Below are 22,483 nucleotides of genomic sequence, written 5' to 3'. Positions count from 1 at the left end.
GCACCTGACATGAGCACTCGACTGACCACAGGCGGCACTTTGATCGACCGGTCGAAACCGGTCACCTTCACCTTCAACGGCGAAAGTCTGAAGGGGTACCAGGGGGATACTCTGGCCTCGGCGCTTCTGGCCAATGACCGGATGATGATGGGGCGGTCGTTCAAGTACCACCGCCCGCGCGGGGTCGTGTCCTCGGGCACGGAAGAACCAAACGCGCTGTTCGGGATCGGACAGGACGGGCGGTTCGAACCGAACCAGCGCGCCACCATGCAGGAACTCTGGACCGGGCTCGAGGCCGCGACGCAGAACCACTGGCCCTCGCTTGAATTCGACATCGGCGAAGTGAACGCCCATCTGTCGCGCTTTCTTCCGGCGGGCTTCTACTACAAGACCTTCATGTGGCCGCGCAGCTTCTGGAAGAACGTGTTCGAACCGGTGATCCGCCAGTCCGCCGGTCTGGGGCGCGCGCCCAAGTCGGCCGATGACGACCGGTATGAACATCTGTACCACTTCACCGATGTACTAGTGATCGGCGGTGGTCTGGCCGGCCTGGTCGCCGCGCAGGAGGCCGCGCAGGGCGGGGCCCGCGTTCTGGTGCTGGAGCAAGAGGCCCATTGGGGCGGACGCGCCACCGACAGCGATGCACAGGCGCAGGTCGACGCGCTGCTGGCCACGCTGAAGGGGATGGAGAACGTCACCCTGCGCAGCCGCTGCATGGGCGCGGGCGTCTATGACCACGGCTACGTGCTGGGCTATGAGCGGCTGACCGACCACCTGGCGCAGAAATCCGGCCCCCGTCACCGGCTGTGGCGGATCCGTGCGGCGCAGGTCATCTGCGCCACCGGGGCCATCGAACGGCCGCTGTCCTTTGCGGGCAACGACGTGCCCGGGGTCATGCTGGCCTCGGCCCTGCGCGATTACCTGACCCGCTACGGCGTGTCGGTCGGGGATCGCACGGTGGTGGTGACCAACAACGACGATGCCTATCTGACGGCGCTGGCGCTGGTCCGGGCGGGGCTTTCGGTACCCGCGATCGTCGATGCGCGCGACGGCGGGGCCGGGGTGCTGGGCGCCCAGGCCGAGGCTGCGGGCATCCGGGTTCTCAAGGGCCATGCCATCGCCAAGGTGAAGGGCCGCAAGCGGGTCAGTGGCGTTGCGATCTGCCGCCAGGCCGGTGAAGGCGCGGTGGTCGAGGAGATCGCCTGCGAAGCGGTCGCCATGTCGGGCGGCTGGTCGCCGGTCGTGCACCTGTGGTCCCATTGCGGCGGCAAGCTGACCTGGGATGACGCCCAGGCGATGTTCCGCCCCGATCCCGCGCGTCCGCCGCTTGGTGCGGCGGGTGAAGGTTTCGTCACCTGTGCGGGTGCGGCCTTTGGCGTGCTGGATGCGGCCTCGGGCGCGGGCCAGGCGGCCGAGGCCGGGCGCGCCGCTGCCCAGGCCATCGGCAAGCCCGGTTCCGGTGCAGGCTCCGGTGCGGCACTGCCCGAAGGCCTTGCCGACGGCAGCGGGGCCAATCCGATCGAACCCGTCTGGCTGATGCCGGGCTCGGCTTCGCGCAAGCTGCGCGCCAAGGCCTTCCTGGACTACCAGAACGACGTGAAGGTCACCGACATCCAGCTGGCCGCGCAGGAAGGGTTCGAATCCGTCGAACACGCCAAGCGCTACACCACGCTCGGCATGGCGACGGATCAGGGGAAACTCTCCAACATCAACGGTTTGGCGATCCTCTCGGGCGCGCTGGACACGCCGATCCCGCAGGTCGGCACCACGACCTTCCGTCCGCCCTACACGCCGATCTCCATGGGGTCGATCGCGGGCGAGGCGCGGGGCGATACCTTCCAGCCGCTGCGCCGGTCGCCGATCCATGCCTGGCACGAAGCCAATGGCGCGGATTTCGAACCGGTCGGCCACTGGCGCCGGCCCTATACCTACCTGCGGGCTGGCGAGACGCGGGACACCGCCGTCACGCGCGAGATCAACCAGACCCGCGGCAGCCTTGGGCTGCTTGATGCCTCGACCCTGGGCAAGATCATCGTCAATGGGCCGGACGCGGGCCGGTTCATGGACATGATGTACACCAACATGATGTCGACGCTGAAACCCGGCAAATGCCGCTATGGCCTGATGTGTTCGGAAAACGGGTTCCTGATGGACGACGGCGTGGTCGCCAAGTGGGACGAAGACACCTATTTGTGCCACACCACCACCGGCGGCGCGGACCGGATCCACGCCCATATGGAAGAATGGCTGCAGACCGAATGGTGGGACTGGAACGTCTGGGTCGTCAACGCGACCGAGGCCCACGCCCAGATCGCGGTGGTCGGCCCCAATGCCCGCAAGGTGCTGGAAAAGCTGGGGGCTCAGAACATCGGGAACGAGGATTTCCCCTTCATGACCTTCCAGGATCACCGCCTGGCCGGGATCGATGCGCGGATCTACCGGATCTCCTTCTCGGGGGAATTGTCCTACGAGGTCGCTGTGCCCGCGGGCCAGGGGATGGCGCTGTGGACCGCGCTGATGGAGGCCGGGGCCGAATTCAACGTCATGCCCTATGGCACCGAGGCGCTGCACGTGATGCGGGCCGAGAAGGGGTTCATCATGATCGGCGACGAAACCGACGGCACGGTGATCCCGCAGGATCTGGGCCTGCACTGGGCGATTTCCAAGAAGAAGGACGACTTCATCGGGAAACGCGCGCAGCAACGATCCGACATGGCGCGTGACGACCGCTGGAAACTGGTCGGCCTGGAAACGCTTGACCGCTCGGTCCTGCCCGAGGGCTCCTATGCGGTGGCGGATGGCGTAAACGCCAACGGCCAGCGCAATGTCCAGGGGCGCGTGACCTCGACCTACAATTCGCCCACGCTCAAGCGGGGCATTGCCATGGGGCTGGTGCTGCACGGGCCCGATCGCATGGGCGAAATCATCCGCTTCAACACGGTCGAGGGGGCGACGGTGTCGGCCAAGATCGTCGACCCGGTGTTCTATGACAAGGAGGGCACGCGCAATGTCTGATCCCGTAGCTCTGCAAATGACGGCTCCTGCGCCTGTGACCGCGCTGGAAAACGCCCGCCACGATGGCCCGGTGACGGTCGCGGAAACCGGACCCTGGGGCATGCTTACCCTGCGCGGGGACCTGTCCGCCGCGCCGGTGCGCTCTTCCCTCGCTGACGCGACGGGCCTCGCCATGCCCGAGGTCCGGGGCGTCACGGTCGCGGGGGATCGCCGGGTGGCCTGGTTCAGCCCGGACGAGGCGCTGATCCTGGTGCCGCGCGCCGATCTAGCCGGGGTGAGGGCGGCGCTGGACGGGGCCCTCGCTGGTCAGCACGCACTGGTCGCCGACATGTCCGATGCCCGCGCAAGTTTCCGCATCTCAGGAGAGCCCGCGCATCTGGCCGAGGTCCTGGCCCGCCTGGTGCCCGTCGACATGGGCACCTTTGCGGTAGGAGAGCTGCGCCGCACGCGCCTGGCCCAGGTGGCCTGCGCGCACTGGATGCCGGAAGAGGGCGCGGTCGAACTGGTCTGCTTCCGCTCGGTCGCGCGCTATGTCTTCGATCTTCTGGTCGAGGCGGCAGAGAGCCCGCGGGCCTTTCCCGCCTGACCGGGCGCTGATCCCGGTCTGTTGACATCTTTTCGGGGCGATCCGCGCAGGGGCCGGGCCGCCCCGAGGCTTTTCATCCACCCGGTATGCGATTGCATACACAATTTGCAAAAAGGTTCCGTGCGCCCTTGCACAGGGCCTTCTGACCATTGCAAGGGTTGACCTTACCAAAGGAAAGATAACATCTAGGGGCAAATGTTCTTCCCAAGGAAAGGAGCCTCATCATGGCCTTTGAACTCCCCGATCTTCCCTATGCCCACGACGCGCTTGCCGATCTCGGCATGTCCAAGGAAACGTTGGAATATCATCACGATATCCACCACAAGGCCTATGTCGACAACGGTAACAAGCTGATCGCCGGCACCGAGTGGGACGGCAAGTCGATGGAAGAGATCATCAAAGGCACCTACGACAAGTCCGCGGTCGCCCAGTCGGGTATCTTCAACAACATCTCCCAGCTGTGGAACCACAACCAGTTCTGGGAAATGATGGGCCCGGGCGAAAGCAAGATGCCGGGTGAGCTGGAAAAAGCCCTGGTCGAGGCCTTCGGCTCGGTCGACAAGTTCAAGGAAGATTTCTCGGCCGCGGGTGCCGGTCAGTTCGGCTCCGGCTGGGCCTGGCTGGTCAAGGACACCGACGGAGCCCTGAAGATCACCAAGACCGAAAACGGCGTGAACCCGCTGTGCTTCGGCCAGACCGCTCTGCTGGGCTGCGACGTGTGGGAACATTCCTACTACATCGACTTCCGCAACAAGCGTCCCGCCTACCTGTCGAACTTCCTCGACAAGCTGGTGAACTGGGAAAACGTCGCCTCGCGCATGTAATCCCAAGCGAAAGCTTCAATGAAAAGGGCGCTGACATCCCCGTCAGCGCCCTTTTTGCGTCCACACCCCCGCAGGAATTTGTCAAAACGAAAATCGCCCCCTCTTTGGTTTTCCAAAATATCCCGGGGGATGCGGCACTCCTTCAGGAGTGTCGCAGGGGGCTGGCCCCCATGCGCCCCAAGGCGCATCTGCCAAACCCATCCACCAGGAACAGGTGCCCCCACATGGGACGCCGATGCGCCGCGCGCTTTTGCAAAGCGACGCCCCGCCCGCCGTCCCGCTCACTCCAGCGGCCAGTTGCCGATCCGCTGAGACCGCTTGGCCATCATTCCAAAAACTGGCCCCAGAAGCCCGACCATGCGCCCCGAGAAGGCGGGCCGCCCGGTTTCGGCCAGCGCCCTAAGGTTGGTGCCGATAAAGCTCTGCGCCCCCAGCATCTCTTTTTCCAGCTTCCCGCCCGCAGGCGCGTGTTCGATCGTCAGCTCGAACCGGGTGCCGCCATTTTCGGGCGTCAGGCGATAGGTCACCGTGGCCGGGCCTTCGTCGATATGGGTCATGCGGAAGGTATGCGCATAAAGATGCGGCGGTTCGAAGGCCAGGACCTCTCCCACGACCATGGCGATCTTGCGGTTGGCGCTGACCATGCGCATCCGGGCACCGACGCGCAGCCCGTCCCTTGTGTCGCAGATCGCCCCGAAGAAGAAGGGCAGGGGCGTGTCGGTGGCCACGAGGATGGACCAGACGGTCTCGACCGGGGCCTTGATGAAGGTCTGGTTGCGATGCACGCGCGGTGCGTCAGACGCGGGATCGGTCATGGGAATGGCTTGGGTCGTCATGAAGTCTGGTCCTTGTTCGAGGAATAAAAGGCGGCTTCCGCCAGGTCTTTCAAAGTCAGGGTCTGCTCAGCCCAATAGGCGCCATATGCGTCGATCCAGCGCCTTTGGATGGCGTGCATCGGCGCGGCGTTCAGAAACAGCTTTCTTGTCCGCCCGTCCTTTTCCGACAGGATCAGCCCGGCATCCGTCAGCACCGACAGGTGGTTCAGGACGGTGATCCGGCTGGTGTCGAATTTCGCGGCCAGGGCCCCGACGGTGATGCCGGGGGTGTCGCGGACGTGATCCAGCATGCGCCGCCGGCTGGTATGGGCCAGCGCGGCAAAGACGGCGTCTGTCTCGGTGTCCTCGGGGGCGGTATCGATTCGTGTAGTCATGTAGTTACATTGCTACACAAAGGCGACGCCGTCAAGATTGCTGCAAGTGTCGGGGCCCGAATGCCCCCTTGCCGGCTGGTGGATCCTTGCCGGGCAGGGTGGTCGGCCGGAACCCCGCAAGGCCCCTCAGGGTTGATCCCCCGAGAGCCAATGACAGGAGGACATCATGACAGATCGCCACAGATCCCAGGACGGCCGCCGCGAAACCGAAGAGATCCTCGGCGAAGCGCCCGAGACCCTCGAGGCACCGGGTCAGCAGGGCCGCAAGGGTGGCAACCTGCAGCGCAAGGTCGGCACCCGCGACGAAGGCAAGCAGATCGACGAGACCTCGTCCGGGGCCACCCGCGCCCTGGCGCAGGACCGCAACAGCAGCGGCGACAAGGAGAAGGTCTAAGCGATTGGCGTCCGGGCCGCATCAAGGCCCGGAATCAAGGCCTGGACCAGGCCCCCCGCCAGCCACAACAGCCAGACCCGATTTCAGAACGAGAGGAGAGACCATGCAGACCACGACCGGACTTCCCAACGACGCCTGGGTGCTGATCGCCGATGGCGAAAAGGCCCTGTTCCTGCGCAACCTGACCGATGCGGAGAACCCGCACCTGGAGGTCGTGCGCAAGGAAGAACAGGAAAACCCCAAGGATATCGATCAATCTGCCAACCGCCCCGGGCGGATGCCCGACACCGGCGCGGGCCAGCGCTCGGCCCTGGATGACACCGACTGGCACGAGCTGGCGAAGGAACGGTTCGCCGACGAGATGGCCGATCTGCTTTACAAGCAGGCGCACAAGGGCCGGTTCGAAAAGATCGTTCTGGTCGCCCCGCCGAAGACGCTTGGTGAGTTGCGCCAGAAGATCCACAAGGAGGTGGCCGACAAGGTCATCGGCGAGGTCCCCAAGACCCTGACCAACCATCCCATGGACCAGATCGAGAGCCAGTTGAAGGCCGAACTCGCCTGACGCCTCAGGTCTTTGCTGGGTTAGTAGACCGAGACCTGAATGCGGGCGGCCCTGTGCCGCCCGTTTTCATTGGTGCCGGCGTCTACAGGAACGCTAGGTTTTTGCGGGCGTCCGTATCTATACGCAGGGGCTGGGCTCTTGGCTTCGATCGTCATGCGCCGCGCTTCCGGGGGGCTGCGAGGTTTAAGGACAGCGTGCAGCGAAAACCCTGACCCGCACCGTTCGCCTCGGCAGAATGCTCTTGCACAAGCACGGACCGCACCCGATCCTGAGCCCCTGAGCCCCTGAGCCCCTGAGCCCCTGAGCCCCTGAGCCCCTGAGCCCCTGAGCCCCTGAGTCCCGGAATGCTCAAACCAGCGACCGCTCAGCCAACGCCGATCAGCGCCCGATCAGGACCCGCCCAGCTGGCTGATCGCGACCGCCGGGTCCGATGCCAGGCTGATCAGCCCCTTCAGCGAAGGCGAGGCAAAGCCCCGCGCGATCACGTGGTCCAGCAGCGCAACCAGCGGATCCCAGAAACCGTCGATGTTCAGCAGAATGATCGGTTTGGAGTGAAGCCCCAGCTGCGCCCAGGTCAGCACCTCGAAGAATTCGTCCAGCGTTCCGGCCCCGCCCGGCAGCACCACCACGGCGTCGCAATTCATGAACATCACCTTCTTGCGCTCGTGCATCGTCTCGGTGACGACGAACTGGGTCAGGTCGCGCTTGCCGACCTCGGCGTGCAGAAGATGGGTCGGGATGACGCCAAAGGTGGCCCCTCCGGCGGCCTGGGTGGCGCGGGCAACGCGGCCCATCAGGCCCACGTCTCCGGCCCCGTAGACCAGACGCCAGGATTGCGCGGCCAGGGCGCGGCCCAGTTCCTCGGCAGCGGCGGCATAGGCCGGGCTGCCTCCGTCGCGGGATCCGCAGTAGACGCAGACGGAAAATTCGGGCGCTGCGCCCCGGGGGCGTGAATTTTCGGCGGCGGGGGCGGGATTTTGGTCGGACATGGGGTCCTCCTGCTGGCGATGGTTGCTTTTGACCGTGGCGTAGCATGTTGATATACCTGCTTAACCGTGCGGACCAGAGAAGGTCCGGCTGAAAGAGGGGGAATTTTGGTGGCGGGCAATCTTGGTGGAAAGACGGGCTGGGCTGCGGGTGCGGTGGTGGCCGTGATCGTGGCGCTTTTCGGGGCCTGGGGCAGCGGGCTTCTTGCCCCCGAAAGCGACGGCGACGACAGCGTCGCGGGCATCCCGCGCATTGACGCCGAAAAGGTTGCTGAAGCGGCGGAACAGGCTTCTGCAGGCGATGCGGAAGCCGTGGATCAGACGCCCCAAGATACGCCCGACAACACCGTGAAGCCCAGCATCGACGTGGTGAGGGTCGAACCAGATGGTGCAACGCTGGTGGCCGGGGCAGCGGCCCCCGGGGCCGTGGTGCGCATGCTGGTCGATGGCGTCAGCCTGGCCGAGGAAACCGCCGGCGCGGACGGCAAGTTCGCCGCCTTCCTCGACCTGCCGCCAAGCGCCGATCCGCGCGTGATTTCCCTGTCCGTCGAAGGGGCCGGGGGCACGGTTCTGTCCGAGCAGGAGGTCATCGTGGGCCCGACCCCCGGTGCCAAGGTTGCTCAGCTTGCCGAGGCCGTCACGCAAGAGACGGACAAGACCGCCGCTGCCGTCGCTGAAGGCGCGGCCTCGCTTTTGAACAAGGCACAGGATGCGGCCAAGGCGACGCTGGATGAGGCCGAGGCGCAGGCGAAAACCGCCGTCGGCACCGCCGGGGATGCTGCAGACACGGCCCAGGCCACCGCCCAGGCGCGGGTGGAGGAAACGCTCGACACGGCGACTTCGGCCGTAGAACGTGCTGCCGATACCGCCGCCACCGCGCTTGGCACCGCCGTCGCCTCTGGCGGGGCGGCGCTGGCCCAGGCCGCAACGGAAGGCGCCGCCGCCGCAGGGGAGGCCGCCCAGACGGCCCTGGCCGAGACGCAACAGGCCGCCGAGGCCGCCGGCGACATGGCGAAAGAGGCGGCGACTGCCGCCGAAGCGGCGGTCGACGAGACGGCCGAGAAGATTGCAGGTCTGGCGTCTTCGCTGATGGGCGGGGGGGCTGGTGGTTCTGAGGACGCGCCAGGTAGTGGCGCTGCGGGTGGCCAGGCGGACGGGTCCGTTGCGCGGGGTACGGATGTTGCTTCGGCGGTTGACGAGGCTAAGGCTGCGGGCGGGGATGCCGTCCCGACGGCGGATGCCGCTCAGACCTCGGGATCGGATACTGCTTCGGCGGGCGATGTCGCCCGGACCTCGGGATCGACTGCCGCGCCAACGGATAGTGTCGCACAGGCCGAAGGGAATGCTACTGCTCAGGCTGGTTTGACCATGGCCGACGCTGCGGCTGAAGGCTCTGACGCCGGGGCAGCGACCGGAACCGCGCTGGCCGGTGCAGGTTCGACTGCGGCGGCGGAGAGTGCGGTAGCAGAGGCCCCGGCACCTCAGGACGCGGCTTCGTCACAGGCCGATGCTTTGGATGGTGGCGCGACGAGCCCGCCCGATGACAGCACCGCTCAGACAGCTCATGCGGCTAGCGGTTCCGAAAGCGCGACTATGGCTGGCAACACCACTGCCCAAGCGCAAGAAAACGCAAGCGCGGACACGGCGGCGAAGGTCGACGGCGGCGCGGCTGCGAAAAGCGCAGGCGGCACTGAATTGCTGACAGCCGGCTCCTCCGGCGCAGTTAGCAGCGAAAGCACTGTTTCGGCGGAAGCTGCGGCCTCGTCACAGGCCGCCACTGCGAACTCGGATCAGGCCACGGCGGATATGTCTGCGGATACCACCACGCAGGACATGGCCTCCAACGCGGTCTCAGGATCCGACACGACCCAGCCCACCACCGATGAAGCCAAGACAACCGACGCGACCCAGCCAGAAGCAGCGCAACCCGCCACGGCCCCGAAATCCAGCCCGACGGTGCTGATGTCCGACGCCAGCGGCGTGCGGGTGTTGCAGGGGCCGGGCGACGGGGCGGCGACGCTTGGCGCAATCAGCTTTGGCGCCGGCGGCGCGGCACAGCTGTCGGGGCGTGGCAGCCCGGGCGGGTTCGTGCGGGTCTACCTGGATGACGCCTCGGTCGCGCTGGCCCCGGTCGGGCCGGATGGCAGCTGGCAGGTCGAGATCGCGGATCTCTCCTCGGGCATCCTGCGCCTGGACGAGGTCGACGCAGCCGGTCAGGTCGTCGCGCGGGTCGAGACCGCCTTCGAGCGCCCCGCAGGTGCAACCGCCGCGATGACGCCGGCGACGGCGGAAGAGCAGCCCGCGCCGCAGGTCGCAAAGGGCGTGACGCGGGTCACGGTGGAACGGGGATCGACGCTTTGGGCTATCGCGCGCGAGAAATATGGCGACGGGGTGATGTATGTCCGGGTCTTCGAAGCCAACCGCGACCTGATCCGCGATCCCGATCTGATCTATCCGGGGCAGGTGTTTACCCTGCCGGAATGATCGGCCTTCGCAATTCCAGAACGGGCGGTGCGGGAAAGACCTGTGCCGCCCGTTTTCCTTGCTGGGGCGGCGTCAGCTGTCGTTCAGTGCGGCATCGCTGGCGGTGTGGCAGGCACCACCGGTCTGGTCCCGGCAGCAGGCGCTGACAGTCTGGTCCCCGGCACAGCAATCGTTCAGAAGGTAATGGATCAGCCCGCCGATCTGGCGGCGTTTCGCGGCATAGATCACCCGGCGGCCGTCGCGCCGCGCCGTGATCAGCCCGGCCTGATCCAGTGCCGACAGATGGAACGACAGACGCGAGGCAGAGCAGTCGACTCGCGCGCCGATTTCGCCCGCCGAAAGCCCGTCCTGACCGCAGGGCACAAGTAGGCGCACGATCTGCAACCGGGTCTCATGGGCCAGGGCCGCAAGGGCCGAGAGGGCTTGTGTCTGCTCCATTCTTCAACTACTCATGAATCGTTGAACTATTGAAGTGATACGCCAACCGGAGCGCTCCGGCAAGCCAAACAAGGAAATGCCCATGCGGGGGAGAGGTCCGTCCACCCTGACCACCACGGATATGCCCGACAACGGCATGCAGATCGTGCGGCGCGCGCTGCCCTATCTCTGGCCCTCGGATGCGCCCTGGGTGCGCTACCGGGTGGTCATCGCCCTGTCGGTGCTGGTCTTCGCCAAGCTGATCGCGGTCGGTACGCCATTCTTTTACAAGGCGGCGGTGGATGCGCTGGCGGGCGAGGGCGACAGCGCGGCCTGGATGCTGGCGCTTGGGGCGGTGTCGCTGACGGTGATCTACGGGCTGGCACGGCTGATGACCGTGGGGTTCCAGCAGCTGCGCGACGTGGTCTTTGCCAAGGTCGGCCAGCGGGCCCTGCGCCAGGTGGCTTTCGAGACCTTTGAACATATGCACCGCTTGTCGATGCGCTATCACATCACCCGCCGCACTGGCGGGCTGAGCCGCATCATCGAGCGTGGTGTGAAAGGCGTCGATTTCCTGCTGCGCTTCCTGCTGTTCTCGATCGGACCGCTTGTTCTGGAATTGCTGATGGTGGGCGTGGTCCTGTGGCTGGCCTTCGACATCTGGTATCTTGTCGTGGTGGCGGTGGTGATCTGGGCCTATACCTGGTTCACCTTCAAGGTCACGGAATGGCGCGTGAAGCTCCGCAAGGAGATGAACGACCAGGACACCGACGCCAACCAGAAGGCCATCGACAGCCTGCTGAACTTCGAGACGGTGAAATACTTCGGGGCCGAGGGACGCGAGGCCGCGCGCTATGACCGCGCGATGGAGGGCTATGAGCGCGCCGCGCTGAAGACATCCTATTCGCTGGCTTTCCTGAACTTCGGCCAGAGCTTCCTGATCACCGGCGGGCTTGTCGCCGTGATGGTCATGGCCGCGCTTGGCGTGCAGGACGGAAGGATGAGCGTCGGCGATTTCGTCATGGTCAACGCCTACATGATCCAGATCACCATGCCTTTGAACTTCCTCGGCTCGGTCTACCGGGAAATCCGCCAGGCGCTGGTGGACATGGGCGAAATGTTCGATCTGCTGGAACAGCCGGCCGAGATCCAGGACAAGCCCGGCGCGGCCCCGATCCGGGTCAACGGCGGGGCGGTGTCCTTCGACAACGTGGCCTTCGGCTATGATCCGGAACGGCCCATCCTCAAGGGGATCTCTCTGGACGTGCAACCAGGGCAGAAGGTGGCGATCGTCGGGCCCTCTGGCTCGGGGAAGTCGACCATCGGGCGGCTGATGTTCCGGTTTTATGACGTGACGGACGGGGCGATCCGCATCGACGGCCAGGACGTGCGCGACGTGACTCAGGACAGTCTGCACGCCCAGATCGGCGTGGTCCCGCAGGACACGGTGCTGTTCAACGACACGATCCGCTACAACATCGCCTATGGCCGCGACGGGGCCAGTCAGGCGGATATCGAGGCCGCGGCCCGGTCGGCGCAGATCCATGATTTCATCACGTCTTTGCCCGAGGGCTATGACACGGCCGTGGGCGAACGCGGGCTGAAGCTGTCGGGCGGGGAAAAGCAGCGCGTGGGCATTGCCAGAACGCTGCTGAAGAACCCGCCGATCCTGCTGCTGGACGAGGCGACCTCGGCCCTGGATACGGAAACCGAACGCGGCATTCAGACCGCGCTGGAGCGCGCGGGCGAGGGGCGCACGGTGCTGACCATCGCGCATAGGCTGTCGACCATCGCGGATGCGGACCGGATCGTGGTGCTTGAGGACGGCCATATCGTCGAGGATGGCACCCATGCGGATCTGCTGTCGCGCGGCGGGCGCTATGCCGGGCTTTGGGCGCGGCAGGAGGCAGAGGCGGCCTGAGGTCCGGGAGGTCGGGCGAGGGGCCGTACACGATTGCGCCCGAAGGCCCCGGTTGCCCGCGCGTCGTTGTTTCCGGCAGCTATCCCTCAAAGTGCTTGGAATTTCGGCTGAGATGCCCATATTCGAGCCGGGGCGAAACCGTTTGCGTCCCGTGTCGCTTGTGATATAGGCGGCGCAGATTTGCCGGATTGCCCCCGTGGTGTCCGGTCTTCCGCATCTGCGGGAACAAGCCGCCCCGTCAGGGGCATGACAGCACGACCCCGATCGGGGCGAGGGCAGAACCGGGCCGAGAGCCCACAGAGATATGAGGGGAAATCCCATGAGCGATGTCGCAGAGCGCGTTAAGAAGATCGTTGTCGAGCATCTGGGTGTGGAAGAGGACAAGGTCACCGAGAACGCGTCGTTCATCGACGACCTGGGCGCAGACAGCCTTGACACCGTCGAGCTGGTCATGGCGTTCGAAGAAGAATTCGGCATCGAGATCCCCGATGACGCCGCCGAGAACATCCAGACGTTCGGCGACGCCGTGAAATTCATCAAGGAAGCCGCCTGATCTTCAGGTGCCCTTGAGGCGGCCGCCCCGAGGGGTGGCGCATGAGATGTGAAGACCCCCGTGGCCGAGAGGCTGCGGGGGTTTTTGCATGTCGCGCGCGCGGCTCGTCCCGCCCGGCCGTGCGGGCCTCGCCCCCTTGGCGGGGTTGCGAGATGCGGTGGATCTGCGAGGGTGGCGGGGTCGGGATGCCTCCGGCGGGGATATTTGAGAAAACCAAAGAGGAGCGGGGGAATGGCTGAGGACGTCTACCTGGTGACCGCCGGAGAGATTGCGGAGATGCAGGGGCTGCGCAAGGTGCATTTCCTGAACCCGGGCGCGCGGCGGGTGAACAAGTCGCTTGGGGATCTGACGGGGATCACCGGGTTCGGGTTTCACCTGATCGAGGTGGAGCCGGGCTGTGAGAGTACCGAATACCACGTGCATCACGACGAGGATGAATGCGTCTATGTGCTGGAGGGAGAGGCCGAGGCGGAGATCGGGGACGAGTGCCACAGGATCGGGCCGGGGGATTTCATCGGCTATCGCAAGGGCGGGCTGGCCCATGTGATCCGCAACACCGGGCCGGGGCTGTTCCGCGCCATCGTGGTGGGAGAGCGGCTGGCCCACGACGTGGCCGATTATCCGAGGCTGGGCAAGCGGATCTATCGCAGCCAGGGGCGGCCCTGGAACCTGGTCGATCACGCCGATATTGAAGAGCCGGTCGCGGGAGGCAAGTAGCGCCGGCAAGACGCGGGCAGGGTGGGGCTGGCTCCGGGCCGGGTATACCGGTTTATCCAAGGGTTTGCGCGCAGGGAGTTGCCGGGCGGGGAATGGTGCCTCTTGCCCCTTTGCCCGCCAACGGGGTAAGAGCATCTGACGGAAAAACGAAGGGGCAGGGTCTTATGCGTCGTGTTGTTGTCACCGGGCTTGGGCTGGTCACTCCGCTTGCAAGCGGGGTCGAAGAAACCTGGAGCCGCATTCTGGACGGGCAGTCCGGTGCGGGTCCGATCACGCGGTTCAATCCGGAGCGGGTGTCGACGAAATATGCCTGCGAGGTCCCCTATGGGGATGGCACCGAGGGTACCTTCAATCCCGATGACTGGATGGAGCCGAAGGAGCGTCGCAAGGTCGATGACTTCATCCTCTATGGGATTGCCGCGGCCGAGATGGCCGTGAAGGATGCCGGCTGGGAACCGCAGGACGAGGAAGGCCAGCTGCGCACCGGCGTCATGCTGGGCTCGGGCATCGGCGGGCTGCAGTCCATCGAACAGACCACGCTGATGATGGCCGAGAAGGGCCCGCGTCGCGTGTCGCCCTTCTTCATTCCCGGCGCGCTGATCAACCTGATCTCGGGTCAGGTGTCGATTCGCTATGGCTTCAAGGGGCCGAACCACGCCGTGGTCACCGCCTGTTCCACCGGGGCTCATGCCATCGGGGATGCGGCGCGTCTGATCCAGTGGGGCGATGCGGATGTCATGGTCGCCGGCGGGGCCGAGGCCGCGATCTGCGAAATCGGCATCGCGGGCTTCAACGCCTGCAAGGCGCTGTCGACCAAATATGGCGATGATCCCACCAAGGCCTCGCGCCCCTATGACGCCGATCGTGACGGTTTTGTCATGGGCGAAGGTGCCGGTGTCGTGATCCTTGAGGAATACGAACACGCCAAGGCGCGCGGTGCCAAGATCTATGGCGAATACCTGGGCTATGGCCTGTCGGGCGACGCCTATCACATCACCGCGCCCTCCGAGGATGGCGATGGCGGCTTCCGGTCGATGACCGCGGCGCTGAACCGCGCGGGCCTGAAGCCCGAGGACATCGATTACATCAACGCGCATGGCACCTCGACCATGGCCGACACGATCGAGCTGGGCGCGGTGGAGCGTCTGCTGGGCGATGCGGCGTCGAAGGCCACCATGTCCTCGACCAAATCTGCCACCGGGCACCTTCTGGGCGCGGCCGGCGCGATCGAGGCGATCTTCTCGATCCTGGCGATCCGCGACCAGGTCGCCCCGCCGACCATCAACCTGGACAACCCGGCGGTCGAACCCAAGCTGAGCCTGGCGCCCAACAAGGCCGAGAAGCGCGAGATCAACGTGGCGCTGTCGAATTCCTTCGGTTTCGGCGGCACCAATGCGTCGATCATCTTCGGCAAGGTGCGCGACTAAATGTGGAAATCCGTCGCCTCGAATGCGCTGACCCTGCTGATCGTGGGGATCTTCCTGCTGGGCGGGCTCGTCCTGTGGGGCAAGGACCAGTACACCGGTCCCGGCCCCCTGGCCGAGGCGATCTGCGTGCGGGTTCAGCCGGGCGCGCGCATGGGGTCGGTCACCAATGATCTGGAAGAGAAGGGCGCCGTCACCAGCGCCTCGATCATGCGGATCGGTGCGGATTATTCCGACAAGACGGATCAGCTGAAGGCCGGGTCCTTTCTGGTGCAGCCGGGCGCGTCGATGGAAGAGATCGTCGACATCATCACCCGGGGCGGGGCCAATTCCTGCGGCAGCCAGATCATCTATCGCATCGGCGTGACCTCGGCCCAGGCCGAGGTGCGGGACTTCGATGCCGCCAGCGGGCACTATGTGGAAAAGGCCGAATTCGACCTGAGTTCGGACGCGCCCAAGCCCGAGGATTTCACCCGCCTGCGCAACCAGTCCGACACCGCCTATCGCGTTGTCGTGGCCGAGGGCGTGACCTCCTGGCAGGTGGTGGATGCCCTGGGGCGGATCGACGTGATGGACGGCGAGATTGCCGGCGTTCCGGACGAGGGTTCGCTTGCCCCCGACAGCTATGAGGTCCGTGTGGGCGATGACCGTGCGGCACTGATCGACCAGATGCAGACCAAGCAGAGGCTGATCCTGGCCGATGCCTGGGCCAACCGGGTCGAGGATCTGCCCTATGACAGCCCCGAAGAGGCGCTGATCATGGCCTCGATCATCGAGAAGGAAACCGGTGTCGCGTCCGAACGGCGCCAGGTGGCCAGTGTCTTCGTGAACCGTCTGAACCAGGGCATGCGCCTGCAGACGGACCCCACGGTGATCTACGGCATCACCAAGGGCGAAGGCGTGCTGGGCCGTGGGCTGCGGCGGTCGGAACTGGACCGCGAAACGCCCTACAACACCTATGTGATCCCCGGCCTTCCGCCGACCCCGATCGCCAACCCCGGCCGTGCCTCGATCGAGGCGGCGATGGATCCCGAGCAGACGGATTTCATCTTCTTCGTGGCGGATGGATCGGGCGGACATGCCTTTGCAGAAACCCTGGCCGACCATAACGCCAATGTCGCCAAGTGGCGCCAGATCGAGGCGGAGCGGGCCAACCAGTAGGTGTTTTGCGTCACGTGAATGAAGGGGCGGTTGCTTGGGCAGTCGCCCTTTTTCTTTGTGGGGAAGCCCGCGTCTGGGCCAAAACAAAACCCGCCCTCTGAAGGAGGACGGGTTGGTTTTGTCGCAGATCGTCCGAGGTCGGGGCTATCGCGGCCCCGAAGGCTTCAGGCGGCGCGTTTGCGCAGGCGCACGGCCCCGGCAGCACCGAATGCCGACAGGATCAGCAGACCGCCGGCCGGCAGCGGCACGGCGGGGGTGATCTGACCGGCCAGCGGGCCCGACTGGGTGCCGAAGGTCTGAACATAGACCTGCTCGCCCGCGCTGGCGTAATAGCCGCCAGCGGGCACAGTTACGTCGATCCACCCAAGATACGGATTGTACTGCCGGGTGGTGGTTTCCGGGTAGGTCACGAATTCCCGCATGTAGCCAGAAGCCGTGACATCAATGGTCTTGCTGTTCACCCAGTAGGTGAAAGCGAAGGTGAAGTTGAACTTGTACTGCTGACCCGAGTCATTGCCCGAGGTCAGGACCGGCCCAGAGAAACCTTCGAAGGAATAGCTGGCCACAGCGTGGGTAAATGTGGAGGACCGGCTTGGGTAGCCCGAGATATGGGCGTCGGTGAAAGTGAAGTTGTGCGGGCCGTAGTCGACGTTCAGGCTGAAATCCGAACCGATCACGTAGCCGGTGGTGTAGTCGAACGACCCGGTCAGATAGGTGAAGGCGGAGGGATCCGCGGCTACCGCGGCTTTCTTGCCGTCCTGCCAGGTCTGGCTATCGACGCTATGGGGCTTGGTGCCCCAGAAAGCCTGGTCGAAATTGTAGGTCAGCGTTTCCGCCTGCGCGGCCGTGGCCGTGGCGAGGGTTGCGGCCAGAAGGCCCCCCGCAAGATAGGAATACTTCAAAGGTTTACCCCTGATTGAAAATGGTCTTCGGTCTTTGCGCATCGAAAAGAATGCGCCTTATCGCATCTGATTAGGAATGTGGCGGGATTGTGTCAATTGGCTTCGGGGTGCGGTCTGTCGTTTTGACAACTGGTTTAACTACACTGTTTTCATTCAGGAAACAGACGGGCCGGAGATTGTGTAATGTCGCCTGATCGATCCCGATCCCCCACGCAACGCACGCCCCTTAACACCCCCTGATTTGACCGACCGCACGGGGTAACCTATAGGTCATGACATGCTGGAACAGGCATGACGAAAGGCCCCGGGCACCCGCCCGCAGGGCCTTTTTTCGTGCCCGGGCGTCGGACGGGCCAACAACAATAACAAGAAGGGCAATGAGAATGACTCTGATCAAATTGGAGCAAGAGGCCAGCGAACTCTCTGGTCACATCGGCGAAATCGTTGAGCAGCTAAAGGACCTCAAGAGGGAACTGCGCATGGTCCAGGGCTATGTGCAATCCGAAGAACCCGGCCATGTGCGCGAGGCACTGCGCTGCGCCGGGGACATCCGGACATTCATCAGACACGCATACGAGGTGGAGGCGAAGTACAATGAAGAACGACGCAGGGAACTTGGGCTTGCCGGCGATGCCGGATTCGATCTTGACGCAGCCCGGGCTGAGATCGGCTGCAAGCTGGATCGCCTCAGAGCATGTTGCGCTGCAGGAGCTGTTTCTTGAGGACCTCACCGAGGGAGAGCTTCGTGCTCTCCCTTTTCTTTTTGAATTCTGGGCGATGCCGCATCAGCTGCCGCCCGAGGGGGCCTGGCGGGCTTGGGTCATCCTGGGCGGAAGGGGCGCGGGCAAGACGCGCGCCGGGGCGGAATGGGTGCGGGCGCAGGTCGAAGGCGGGCGGCCGCTGGATGCGGGGCGCTGTCAGCGGCTGGCGCTGGTCGGGGAAACCATCGACCAGGTGCGCGAGGTGATGATCTTTGGCGACAGCGGCATCCTGGCCTGTTCGCCCCCCGATCGTCGCCCGCAATGGGAGGCCGGGCGCAAACGCCTGGTCTGGCCCAATGGCGCGCTGGCCTATGCCTTTTCCGCCCATGAACCCGAAGGGCTGCGCGGGCCGCAGTTCGACGGGGCCTGGGTGGACGAACTGGGTAAATGGAAGAAGGCGCGCGACACCTGGGACATGCTGCAATTCGCCCTGCGCCTGGGCGAGGATCCCCGCGTCTGCGTCACCACCACGCCGCGCAATGTTGGGGTTCTGAAGGAACTGCTGGACCTGCCCTCGACCGTGGTGACCCATGCGCCGACCGAAGCCAACCGCGCCAATCTGGCGGCCTCCTTCCTGGAAGAGGTCCGCGCGCGCTATGCCGGCACCGGGCTGGGCCGGCAGGAATTGGACGGCGTGATGCTGGATGCGGCCGAAGGCGCGCTGTGGACCCCCGCGATGATCGAGGCCTTGCGGGTCGAGGACACGCCCCCCCTGGACCGGATCGTCGTGGCGGTGGACCCGCCGGTGACGGGGCACGCGGGATCGGACGCCTGCGGGATCGTGGTCGCGGGGGTGGTCTATGGCGATGCGGGCACGTCCCAGGCCTATGTGCTCGAAGACGCCACGCTGCGCGGTGTGACCCCCGCCCAATGGGCCGAGGCCGCCGTGGCCGCCATGGCGCGGCACGGGGCGCACAGGATCGTGGCCGAGGTCAACCAGGGCGGCGATCTGGTGGAAAGCGTCGTGCGCCAGGTCGACCCCGATGTGCCCCTGCGCAAGGTGCGTGCGTCCCAGGGCAAGGTCGCGCGGGCCGAACCTGTCGCGGCGCTTTATGAACAGGGCAGGGTGCATCACCTGCGGGGCCTTGGCCCGCTGGAGGATCAGCTGTGCCTGATGACCACGCGCGGGTACGAGGGCAAGGGCAGCCCGGACCGCGTCGATGCGCTGGTCTGGGCAATCACCGACCTGATGCTGGACCGGGGGGCGTTGCGCGGATCGCCCCGGGTGCGCTCGGTCTGACAAGGGCGCTTTAACGCTTTGTTGGGAAAGTCCCTCTCGTGACGCCAAGCACGGCGAAAGGAGAGGCGATGTCAGTGATCGATTACTTCCGGCGGGGGGCCGCTGCCTCGGCCCCTCAGACCAACGCCAGCGCGGCGGGTCCGGTGATCTCCTATCACTCGGCGGGCCGTGTGGTCTGGTCGCCTCGGGATGTGGCCTCGCTGACCCGCACGGGCTTTGCCGGCAACCCGGTGGTGCATCGCGCGGTGAAACTGATCGCCGAGGCCGGGGCCGCCCTGCCGCTGATCCTTCAGGACGCCACCTCGCGCTATGACAGCCACCCCCTGATCGACCTGATGGCCCGCCCCAATGGTGCCCAGGGCCGCGCGGAATTGTTCGAGGCGCTCTATGGTCAGCTGGTGCTGACCGGCAATGCCTATCTGGAAGGGGTCGCGGCCGAGGATGGCGCGCCGGTGGAACTGCACGTCCTGCGCTCTGACCGGATGTCGGTGGTGCCCGGCGCGGATGGCTGGCCCGTGGCCTATGAATACGCTGTGGGCGGGCGCAAACACCGGTTCGACGCAACCGGCCCGCGCCCCACGGTGCTGCATCTGAAAAGCTTTCACCCCCAGGACGACCACTATGGTCTGTCGGCGCTTCAGGCGGCGGCACAAGCGATCGACGTGCATTCCTCGGCCTCGGGCTGGTGCAAGGCGCTTTTGGACAATGCGGCGCGGCCCTCGGGGGCGCTGGTCTATGGGGCTGCGGATGGCGCATCGCTGTCGTCCGAGCAATTCGACCGCCTGTCCAACGAGTTGGAGGCGCATCACATGGGCGCGCGCAATGCCGGGCGGCCGATGCTGCTGGAAGGCGGGCTGGATTGGAAACCCATGGGGTTTTCGCCCTCGGACATGGAATTTCACCGCACGAAAGAGGCCGCCGCCCGCGACATCGCGCTGGCCTTTGGCGTGCCGCCGATGCTGTTGGGCATCCCCGGTGAGGCGACCTATGCCAATTACCAAGAGGCACATCGCGCGTTTTTCCGGCTGACCGTGCTGCCCCTGGCGACTCGGGTGACGGCGGCGATTTCCGCGTGGCTTCAGGGCTTTACCGGCGATCCCGTCTGGCTGCGCCCGGATCTGGACCAGGTGCCCGCGCTCTCGGCGGAACGCGATGCCCATTGGGCGCGGGTGTCGGGCGCGGATTTCCTGAGCGCGGCGGAAAAACGCGCGCTTCTGGGGCTGCCGGCGGAGCCGGGGGAATGACCGATCAGACGCCGCCCCGGCGCTATGGGTTCGAAAGTTTCGACTGCGCCCCGGCGCTGCGGCTTGAGGCACATGAACGGGTCTCGCGGCTTCAGGTCGAGGCGCTGAATGACAGGCTTGCTCGCCTAGAGGTGGTGATCGAGCGGTTGGAGCGCCGATTGTGGCTGACCGTCTATGGTGTGGTTGCTGTGATACTTGCGGAAGCCTTCCAGTCGTTCTTAGGCAAGCTGCCTTAATGATGAGTTTAACTGCAATCCGCTTGCAGGAAGGGGAAATAACCCATGGAACTTGAACATAAATTCTGCTGCGTATCCGCCGACATCCAGGTGGCGGACGACCTGACTATCGAAGGCTATGCCTCGCTTTTCGGCAAGGTGGACCAGGGCGGCGACCGGGTGGAAAAGGGCGCTTTTGCGGCCTCCCTGGCCTCGGGGCGCGGGGTGAAGATGCTTTGGCAGCATGATCCGGCGCAACCTATTGGTGTGTGGTCCGAGCTGCGCGAAGACAATCAGGGGTTGTGGGTCAAGGGCCGTCTGCTGGACGGAATCGCCCGCGCGCGCGAAGCGGCGGAACTGATCCGCGCCGGGGCCATCGACGGGCTTTCGGTCGGCTATCGCACCCGCCGCGCGGTCAAGACCGACCAGAGCACCCGCAGCCTGATCGAGCTTGAGCTGTGGGAGGTGTCGCTGGTCACCTTCCCGATGCTGACCACAGCCCGCGTCACGGCCAAGGGCGATGCGCTGGACAGCACGTTGCGCGACCTGGCGCAGGTCTTTGACGCCGCGCGGCAGGATCTGACGCGGACCGGCCAGGGCCAAACGCCCGGCTGACCGCCCCCACACCGGAGACCCAAGGAAAGGATCAGGGATGACAACAGCCGAGATGACCTCTCGGAGCGGAGAAGATCTGTCTCCGGCTCAGGAGGTGAAGACCGCAGTCGCGGGGTTCGTGGCCGATTTCAAAGGCTTCCGCGACGAGATGAGCAACCGAATGAAACAACAGGAACACCGTATGACCATGCTGGATCGCAAGACCTCTGCCGGCCACCGCCCCGCGCTGGCCACCCAAGCCGACCAGGAGGCCCCGCATCAGAAGGCTTTCAACGCCTATCTGCGCTCGGGCGATGATGACGGGCTGCGCGGGCTGCAGCTTGAGGGCAAGGCGATGAATTCGTCCGTGGCCGCGGATGGCGGTTACCTGGTGGACCCGCAGACCTCGACCGCCGTGCAGGGGGTGCTGCGTTCGGCTGCCTCGCTGCGCCAGATCGCCAATGTCGTGACGGTCGAGGCGACGTCCTATGACGTGCTGGTGGACACCAGTGACATCGGCTCGGGCTGGGTGACGGAAACCGGATCTGTCGCGGAAACCGGCACCTCGACCATGGACCGGATCTCGATCCCGCTGTTCGAACTGGCCGCGCTGCCCAAGGCATCGCAGCGTCTGCTGGACGACAGCGCCTTTGACATCGAGGGCTGGCTGGCCGAACGCATTGCCGACAAATTCGCCCGAAGTGAAGCGGCGGCCTTTGTGTCCGGCGATGGCACGGACAAGCCGACGGGGTTTCTGACTCATCCCACGGTTGCGGATGCCACCTGGGCCTGGGACAGCCTTGGGTATATCGCCACCGGCAGCGACGGCGGCTTTGACCTGAACGATCCCAGTGATGCGATTGTCGACCTGGTCTATGCCCTGGGCGCGCGCTACCGCGCCAATGCAAGCTTCGTGATGAACTCGAAGACCGCGGGGGCGGTGCGCAAGCTGAAGGATGCCGAGGGCCGGTTCCTCTGGGCCGACAGCCTCGCCGCCGGGGAACCTGCGCGTCTGATGGGATACCCCGTTCTGCTATGCGAAGACATGCCCGACATTGCCTCGGGCAGCCTGTCGGTGGCCTTCGGGGATTTCCACGCAGGCTATACGATTGCCGAACGCCCGGACCTGCGCGTGCTGCGTGATCCCTTCAGTGCCAAACCGCATGTTCTGTTCTACGCGACCAAGCGTGTCGGCGGCGATGTCACTGATTTTGCAGCGATCAAACTGCTGAAATTCGGCGCCTCCTGATCGGGGGGCTGAATCGTCGGGGGC

22 protein-coding genes are annotated in these 22,483 nt (G+C 65.3%); 17 read left to right on the top strand and 5 right to left on the bottom strand.

Going from position 1 to position 22,483, the window contains the following annotated elements:
- Nucleotides 1–9 precede the first annotated feature (9 nt).
- From BMX99_RS11440 to BMX99_RS11430, 3 genes are all read left to right on the top strand, one after another.
- On the top strand, nt 10–3,015 hold the full coding sequence (locus tag BMX99_RS11440) for a sarcosine oxidase subunit alpha family protein (RefSeq protein WP_093451734.1): 3,006 nt from the start codon (nt 10–12) through the stop codon (nt 3,013–3,015).
- A complete protein-coding gene (locus BMX99_RS11435) occupies nt 3,008–3,601 on the top strand; it encodes a sarcosine oxidase subunit gamma (protein ID WP_244525549.1) in 594 nt (197 codons plus the stop codon). Before BMX99_RS11440 ends, BMX99_RS11435 begins: the two co-directional genes overlap by 8 nt.
- Before the next feature lie 224 nt (nt 3,602–3,825).
- Complete coding sequence (locus tag BMX99_RS11430) at nt 3,826–4,425, top strand: superoxide dismutase (protein ID WP_093451728.1); 600 nt, start codon at nt 3,826–3,828, stop codon at nt 4,423–4,425.
- Between the two features lie 281 nt (nt 4,426–4,706).
- Here BMX99_RS11430 and BMX99_RS11425 read toward each other — a convergent pair whose 3' ends face one another.
- Entirely contained in the window at nt 4,707–5,261 is a 555-nt protein-coding gene (locus tag BMX99_RS11425) for an SRPBCC domain-containing protein (RefSeq protein ID WP_093451726.1), read from the bottom strand.
- Nucleotides 5,258–5,635, bottom strand: coding sequence for an ArsR/SmtB family transcription factor (locus BMX99_RS11420; RefSeq protein ID WP_093451723.1), 378 nt, complete (start codon nt 5,633–5,635; stop codon nt 5,258–5,260). The genes BMX99_RS11425 and BMX99_RS11420 overlap by 4 nt, the downstream gene beginning before the upstream one ends.
- Nucleotides 5,636–5,801: 166 nt before the next feature.
- Here BMX99_RS11420 and BMX99_RS11415 point away from each other — a divergent pair, with 166 nt between their 5' ends.
- Nucleotides 5,802–6,029, top strand: a complete 228-nt coding sequence (locus tag BMX99_RS11415) for a hypothetical protein (RefSeq protein ID WP_093451721.1) — start codon at nt 5,802–5,804, stop codon at nt 6,027–6,029.
- Nucleotides 6,030–6,132: 103 nt separating this feature from the next.
- The gene (locus BMX99_RS11410; protein ID WP_093451718.1) at nt 6,133–6,591 is read left to right on the top strand and encodes a host attachment family protein; all 459 of its coding nucleotides are present in this window, start codon (nt 6,133–6,135) and stop codon (nt 6,589–6,591) included.
- Nucleotides 6,592–6,980: 389 nt separating this feature from the next.
- Here BMX99_RS11410 and BMX99_RS11405 read toward each other — a convergent pair whose 3' ends face one another.
- Nucleotides 6,981–7,580 (bottom strand): LOG family protein, encoded by a 600-nt coding sequence (locus BMX99_RS11405; protein WP_093451716.1) that lies wholly within the window; start codon nt 7,578–7,580, stop codon nt 6,981–6,983.
- 108 nt (nt 7,581–7,688) lie between these two features.
- Here BMX99_RS11405 and BMX99_RS11400 point away from each other — a divergent pair, with 108 nt between their 5' ends.
- Entirely contained in the window at nt 7,689–10,061 is a 2,373-nt protein-coding gene (locus BMX99_RS11400; protein ID WP_139199504.1) for a LysM peptidoglycan-binding domain-containing protein, read from the top strand.
- A 72-nt stretch (nt 10,062–10,133) separates the two neighbouring features.
- Here BMX99_RS11400 and BMX99_RS11395 read toward each other — a convergent pair whose 3' ends face one another.
- Complete coding sequence (locus BMX99_RS11395; RefSeq protein ID WP_093451710.1) at nt 10,134–10,499, bottom strand: ArsR/SmtB family transcription factor; 366 nt, start codon at nt 10,497–10,499, stop codon at nt 10,134–10,136.
- A gap of 121 nt (nt 10,500–10,620) precedes the next feature.
- On the opposite strand from BMX99_RS11395, the gene BMX99_RS11390 reads away from it, so the two are divergent.
- The 5 genes from BMX99_RS11390 (at nt 10,621) to mltG (ending at nt 16,254) form a co-directional block, all read left to right on the top strand.
- Nucleotides 10,621–12,399: an ABCB family ABC transporter ATP-binding protein/permease gene (locus tag BMX99_RS11390; protein WP_409371782.1), complete on the top strand. Its 1,779-nt coding sequence runs from the start codon at nt 10,621–10,623 to the stop codon at nt 12,397–12,399.
- Between the two features lie 319 nt (nt 12,400–12,718).
- Nucleotides 12,719–12,952 (top strand): acyl carrier protein, encoded by a 234-nt coding sequence (locus BMX99_RS11385; protein WP_043747637.1) that lies wholly within the window; start codon nt 12,719–12,721, stop codon nt 12,950–12,952.
- Between the two features lie 231 nt (nt 12,953–13,183).
- Entirely contained in the window at nt 13,184–13,669 is a 486-nt protein-coding gene (locus BMX99_RS11380; RefSeq protein ID WP_093451702.1) for a cupin domain-containing protein, read from the top strand.
- Between the two features lie 164 nt (nt 13,670–13,833).
- Complete coding sequence (gene fabF / locus BMX99_RS11375) at nt 13,834–15,096, top strand: beta-ketoacyl-ACP synthase II (protein ID WP_093451700.1); 1,263 nt, start codon at nt 13,834–13,836, stop codon at nt 15,094–15,096.
- Entirely contained in the window at nt 15,097–16,254 is a 1,158-nt protein-coding gene (mltG, locus tag BMX99_RS11370) for an endolytic transglycosylase MltG (protein WP_093451697.1), read from the top strand. It begins immediately after the preceding gene.
- Nucleotides 16,255–16,418: 164 nt separating this feature from the next.
- Here mltG and BMX99_RS11365 read toward each other — a convergent pair whose 3' ends face one another.
- Nucleotides 16,419–17,156, bottom strand: coding sequence for a VPLPA-CTERM sorting domain-containing protein (locus BMX99_RS11365; protein ID WP_093451695.1), 738 nt, complete (start codon nt 17,154–17,156; stop codon nt 16,419–16,421).
- A gap of 383 nt (nt 17,157–17,539) precedes the next feature.
- On the opposite strand from BMX99_RS11365, the gene BMX99_RS19490 reads away from it, so the two are divergent.
- The 6 genes from BMX99_RS19490 (at nt 17,540) to BMX99_RS11340 (ending at nt 22,459) form a co-directional block, all read left to right on the top strand.
- Entirely contained in the window at nt 17,540–17,878 is a 339-nt protein-coding gene (locus tag BMX99_RS19490) for a hypothetical protein (protein WP_139199502.1), read from the top strand.
- The gene (locus BMX99_RS11360) at nt 17,787–19,157 is read left to right on the top strand and encodes a DNA-packaging protein (RefSeq protein WP_093453238.1); all 1,371 of its coding nucleotides are present in this window, start codon (nt 17,787–17,789) and stop codon (nt 19,155–19,157) included. Before BMX99_RS19490 ends, BMX99_RS11360 begins: the two co-directional genes overlap by 92 nt.
- A 68-nt stretch (nt 19,158–19,225) precedes the next feature.
- Nucleotides 19,226–20,401, top strand: a complete 1,176-nt coding sequence (locus BMX99_RS11355; RefSeq protein WP_093451692.1) for a phage portal protein — start codon at nt 19,226–19,228, stop codon at nt 20,399–20,401.
- Complete coding sequence (locus tag BMX99_RS11350) at nt 20,398–20,637, top strand: GTA head formation protein, RCAP_rcc01685 family (protein WP_093451688.1); 240 nt, start codon at nt 20,398–20,400, stop codon at nt 20,635–20,637. Before BMX99_RS11355 ends, BMX99_RS11350 begins: the two co-directional genes overlap by 4 nt.
- A gap of 45 nt (nt 20,638–20,682) precedes the next feature.
- A complete protein-coding gene (locus BMX99_RS11345; protein WP_093451684.1) occupies nt 20,683–21,231 on the top strand; it encodes an HK97 family phage prohead protease in 549 nt (182 codons plus the stop codon).
- A gap of 37 nt (nt 21,232–21,268) precedes the next feature.
- The gene (locus tag BMX99_RS11340) at nt 21,269–22,459 is read left to right on the top strand and encodes a phage major capsid protein (protein WP_093451681.1); all 1,191 of its coding nucleotides are present in this window, start codon (nt 21,269–21,271) and stop codon (nt 22,457–22,459) included.
- Nucleotides 22,460–22,483 lie beyond the last annotated feature (24 nt).

This window comes from Pseudooceanicola nitratireducens (assembly GCF_900109195.1).
GTDB lineage: Bacteria > Pseudomonadota > Alphaproteobacteria > Rhodobacterales > Rhodobacteraceae > Pseudooceanicola > Pseudooceanicola nitratireducens.
Note: the sequence above shows the minus strand (reverse complement) of the source record. Positions and strands in the feature narration are given on the sequence as shown.

What these genes read in the sequence shown, in the direction of transcription:
- BMX99_RS11395 (WP_093451710.1), bottom strand. Translation starts at nt 10,499, where the DNA reads ATGGAGCAGACACAAGCCCTCTCGGCCCTTGCGGCCCTGGCCCATGAG.
- BMX99_RS11340 (WP_093451681.1), top strand. Translation starts at nt 21,269, where the DNA reads ATGACAACAGCCGAGATGACCTCTCGGAGCGGAGAAGATCTGTCTCCG.
- BMX99_RS11410 (WP_093451718.1), top strand. Translation starts at nt 6,133, where the DNA reads ATGCAGACCACGACCGGACTTCCCAACGACGCCTGGGTGCTGATCGCC.
- BMX99_RS11380 (WP_093451702.1), top strand. Translation starts at nt 13,184, where the DNA reads ATGGCTGAGGACGTCTACCTGGTGACCGCCGGAGAGATTGCGGAGATG.
- BMX99_RS11425 (WP_093451726.1), bottom strand. Translation starts at nt 5,261, where the DNA reads ATGACGACCCAAGCCATTCCCATGACCGATCCCGCGTCTGACGCACCG.
- BMX99_RS19490 (WP_139199502.1), top strand. Translation starts at nt 17,540, where the DNA reads ATGACTCTGATCAAATTGGAGCAAGAGGCCAGCGAACTCTCTGGTCAC.
- BMX99_RS11430 (WP_093451728.1), top strand. Translation starts at nt 3,826, where the DNA reads ATGGCCTTTGAACTCCCCGATCTTCCCTATGCCCACGACGCGCTTGCC.
- fabF (WP_093451700.1), top strand. Translation starts at nt 13,834, where the DNA reads ATGCGTCGTGTTGTTGTCACCGGGCTTGGGCTGGTCACTCCGCTTGCA.
- BMX99_RS11350 (WP_093451688.1), top strand. Translation starts at nt 20,398, where the DNA reads ATGACCGATCAGACGCCGCCCCGGCGCTATGGGTTCGAAAGTTTCGAC.
- BMX99_RS11360 (WP_093453238.1), top strand. Translation starts at nt 17,787, where the DNA reads ATGCCGGATTCGATCTTGACGCAGCCCGGGCTGAGATCGGCTGCAAGC.
- BMX99_RS11435 (WP_244525549.1), top strand. Translation starts at nt 3,008, where the DNA reads ATGTCTGATCCCGTAGCTCTGCAAATGACGGCTCCTGCGCCTGTGACC.
- BMX99_RS11355 (WP_093451692.1), top strand. Translation starts at nt 19,226, where the DNA reads ATGTCAGTGATCGATTACTTCCGGCGGGGGGCCGCTGCCTCGGCCCCT.
- BMX99_RS11415 (WP_093451721.1), top strand. Translation starts at nt 5,802, where the DNA reads ATGACAGATCGCCACAGATCCCAGGACGGCCGCCGCGAAACCGAAGAG.
- BMX99_RS11390 (WP_409371782.1), top strand. Translation starts at nt 10,621, where the DNA reads ATGCCCGACAACGGCATGCAGATCGTGCGGCGCGCGCTGCCCTATCTC.
- mltG (WP_093451697.1), top strand. Translation starts at nt 15,097, where the DNA reads ATGTGGAAATCCGTCGCCTCGAATGCGCTGACCCTGCTGATCGTGGGG.
- BMX99_RS11385 (WP_043747637.1), top strand. Translation starts at nt 12,719, where the DNA reads ATGAGCGATGTCGCAGAGCGCGTTAAGAAGATCGTTGTCGAGCATCTG.
- BMX99_RS11440 (WP_093451734.1), top strand. Translation starts at nt 10, where the DNA reads ATGAGCACTCGACTGACCACAGGCGGCACTTTGATCGACCGGTCGAAA.
- BMX99_RS11420 (WP_093451723.1), bottom strand. Translation starts at nt 5,635, where the DNA reads ATGACTACACGAATCGATACCGCCCCCGAGGACACCGAGACAGACGCC.
- BMX99_RS11345 (WP_093451684.1), top strand. Translation starts at nt 20,683, where the DNA reads ATGGAACTTGAACATAAATTCTGCTGCGTATCCGCCGACATCCAGGTG.
- BMX99_RS11405 (WP_093451716.1), bottom strand. Translation starts at nt 7,580, where the DNA reads ATGTCCGACCAAAATCCCGCCCCCGCCGCCGAAAATTCACGCCCCCGG.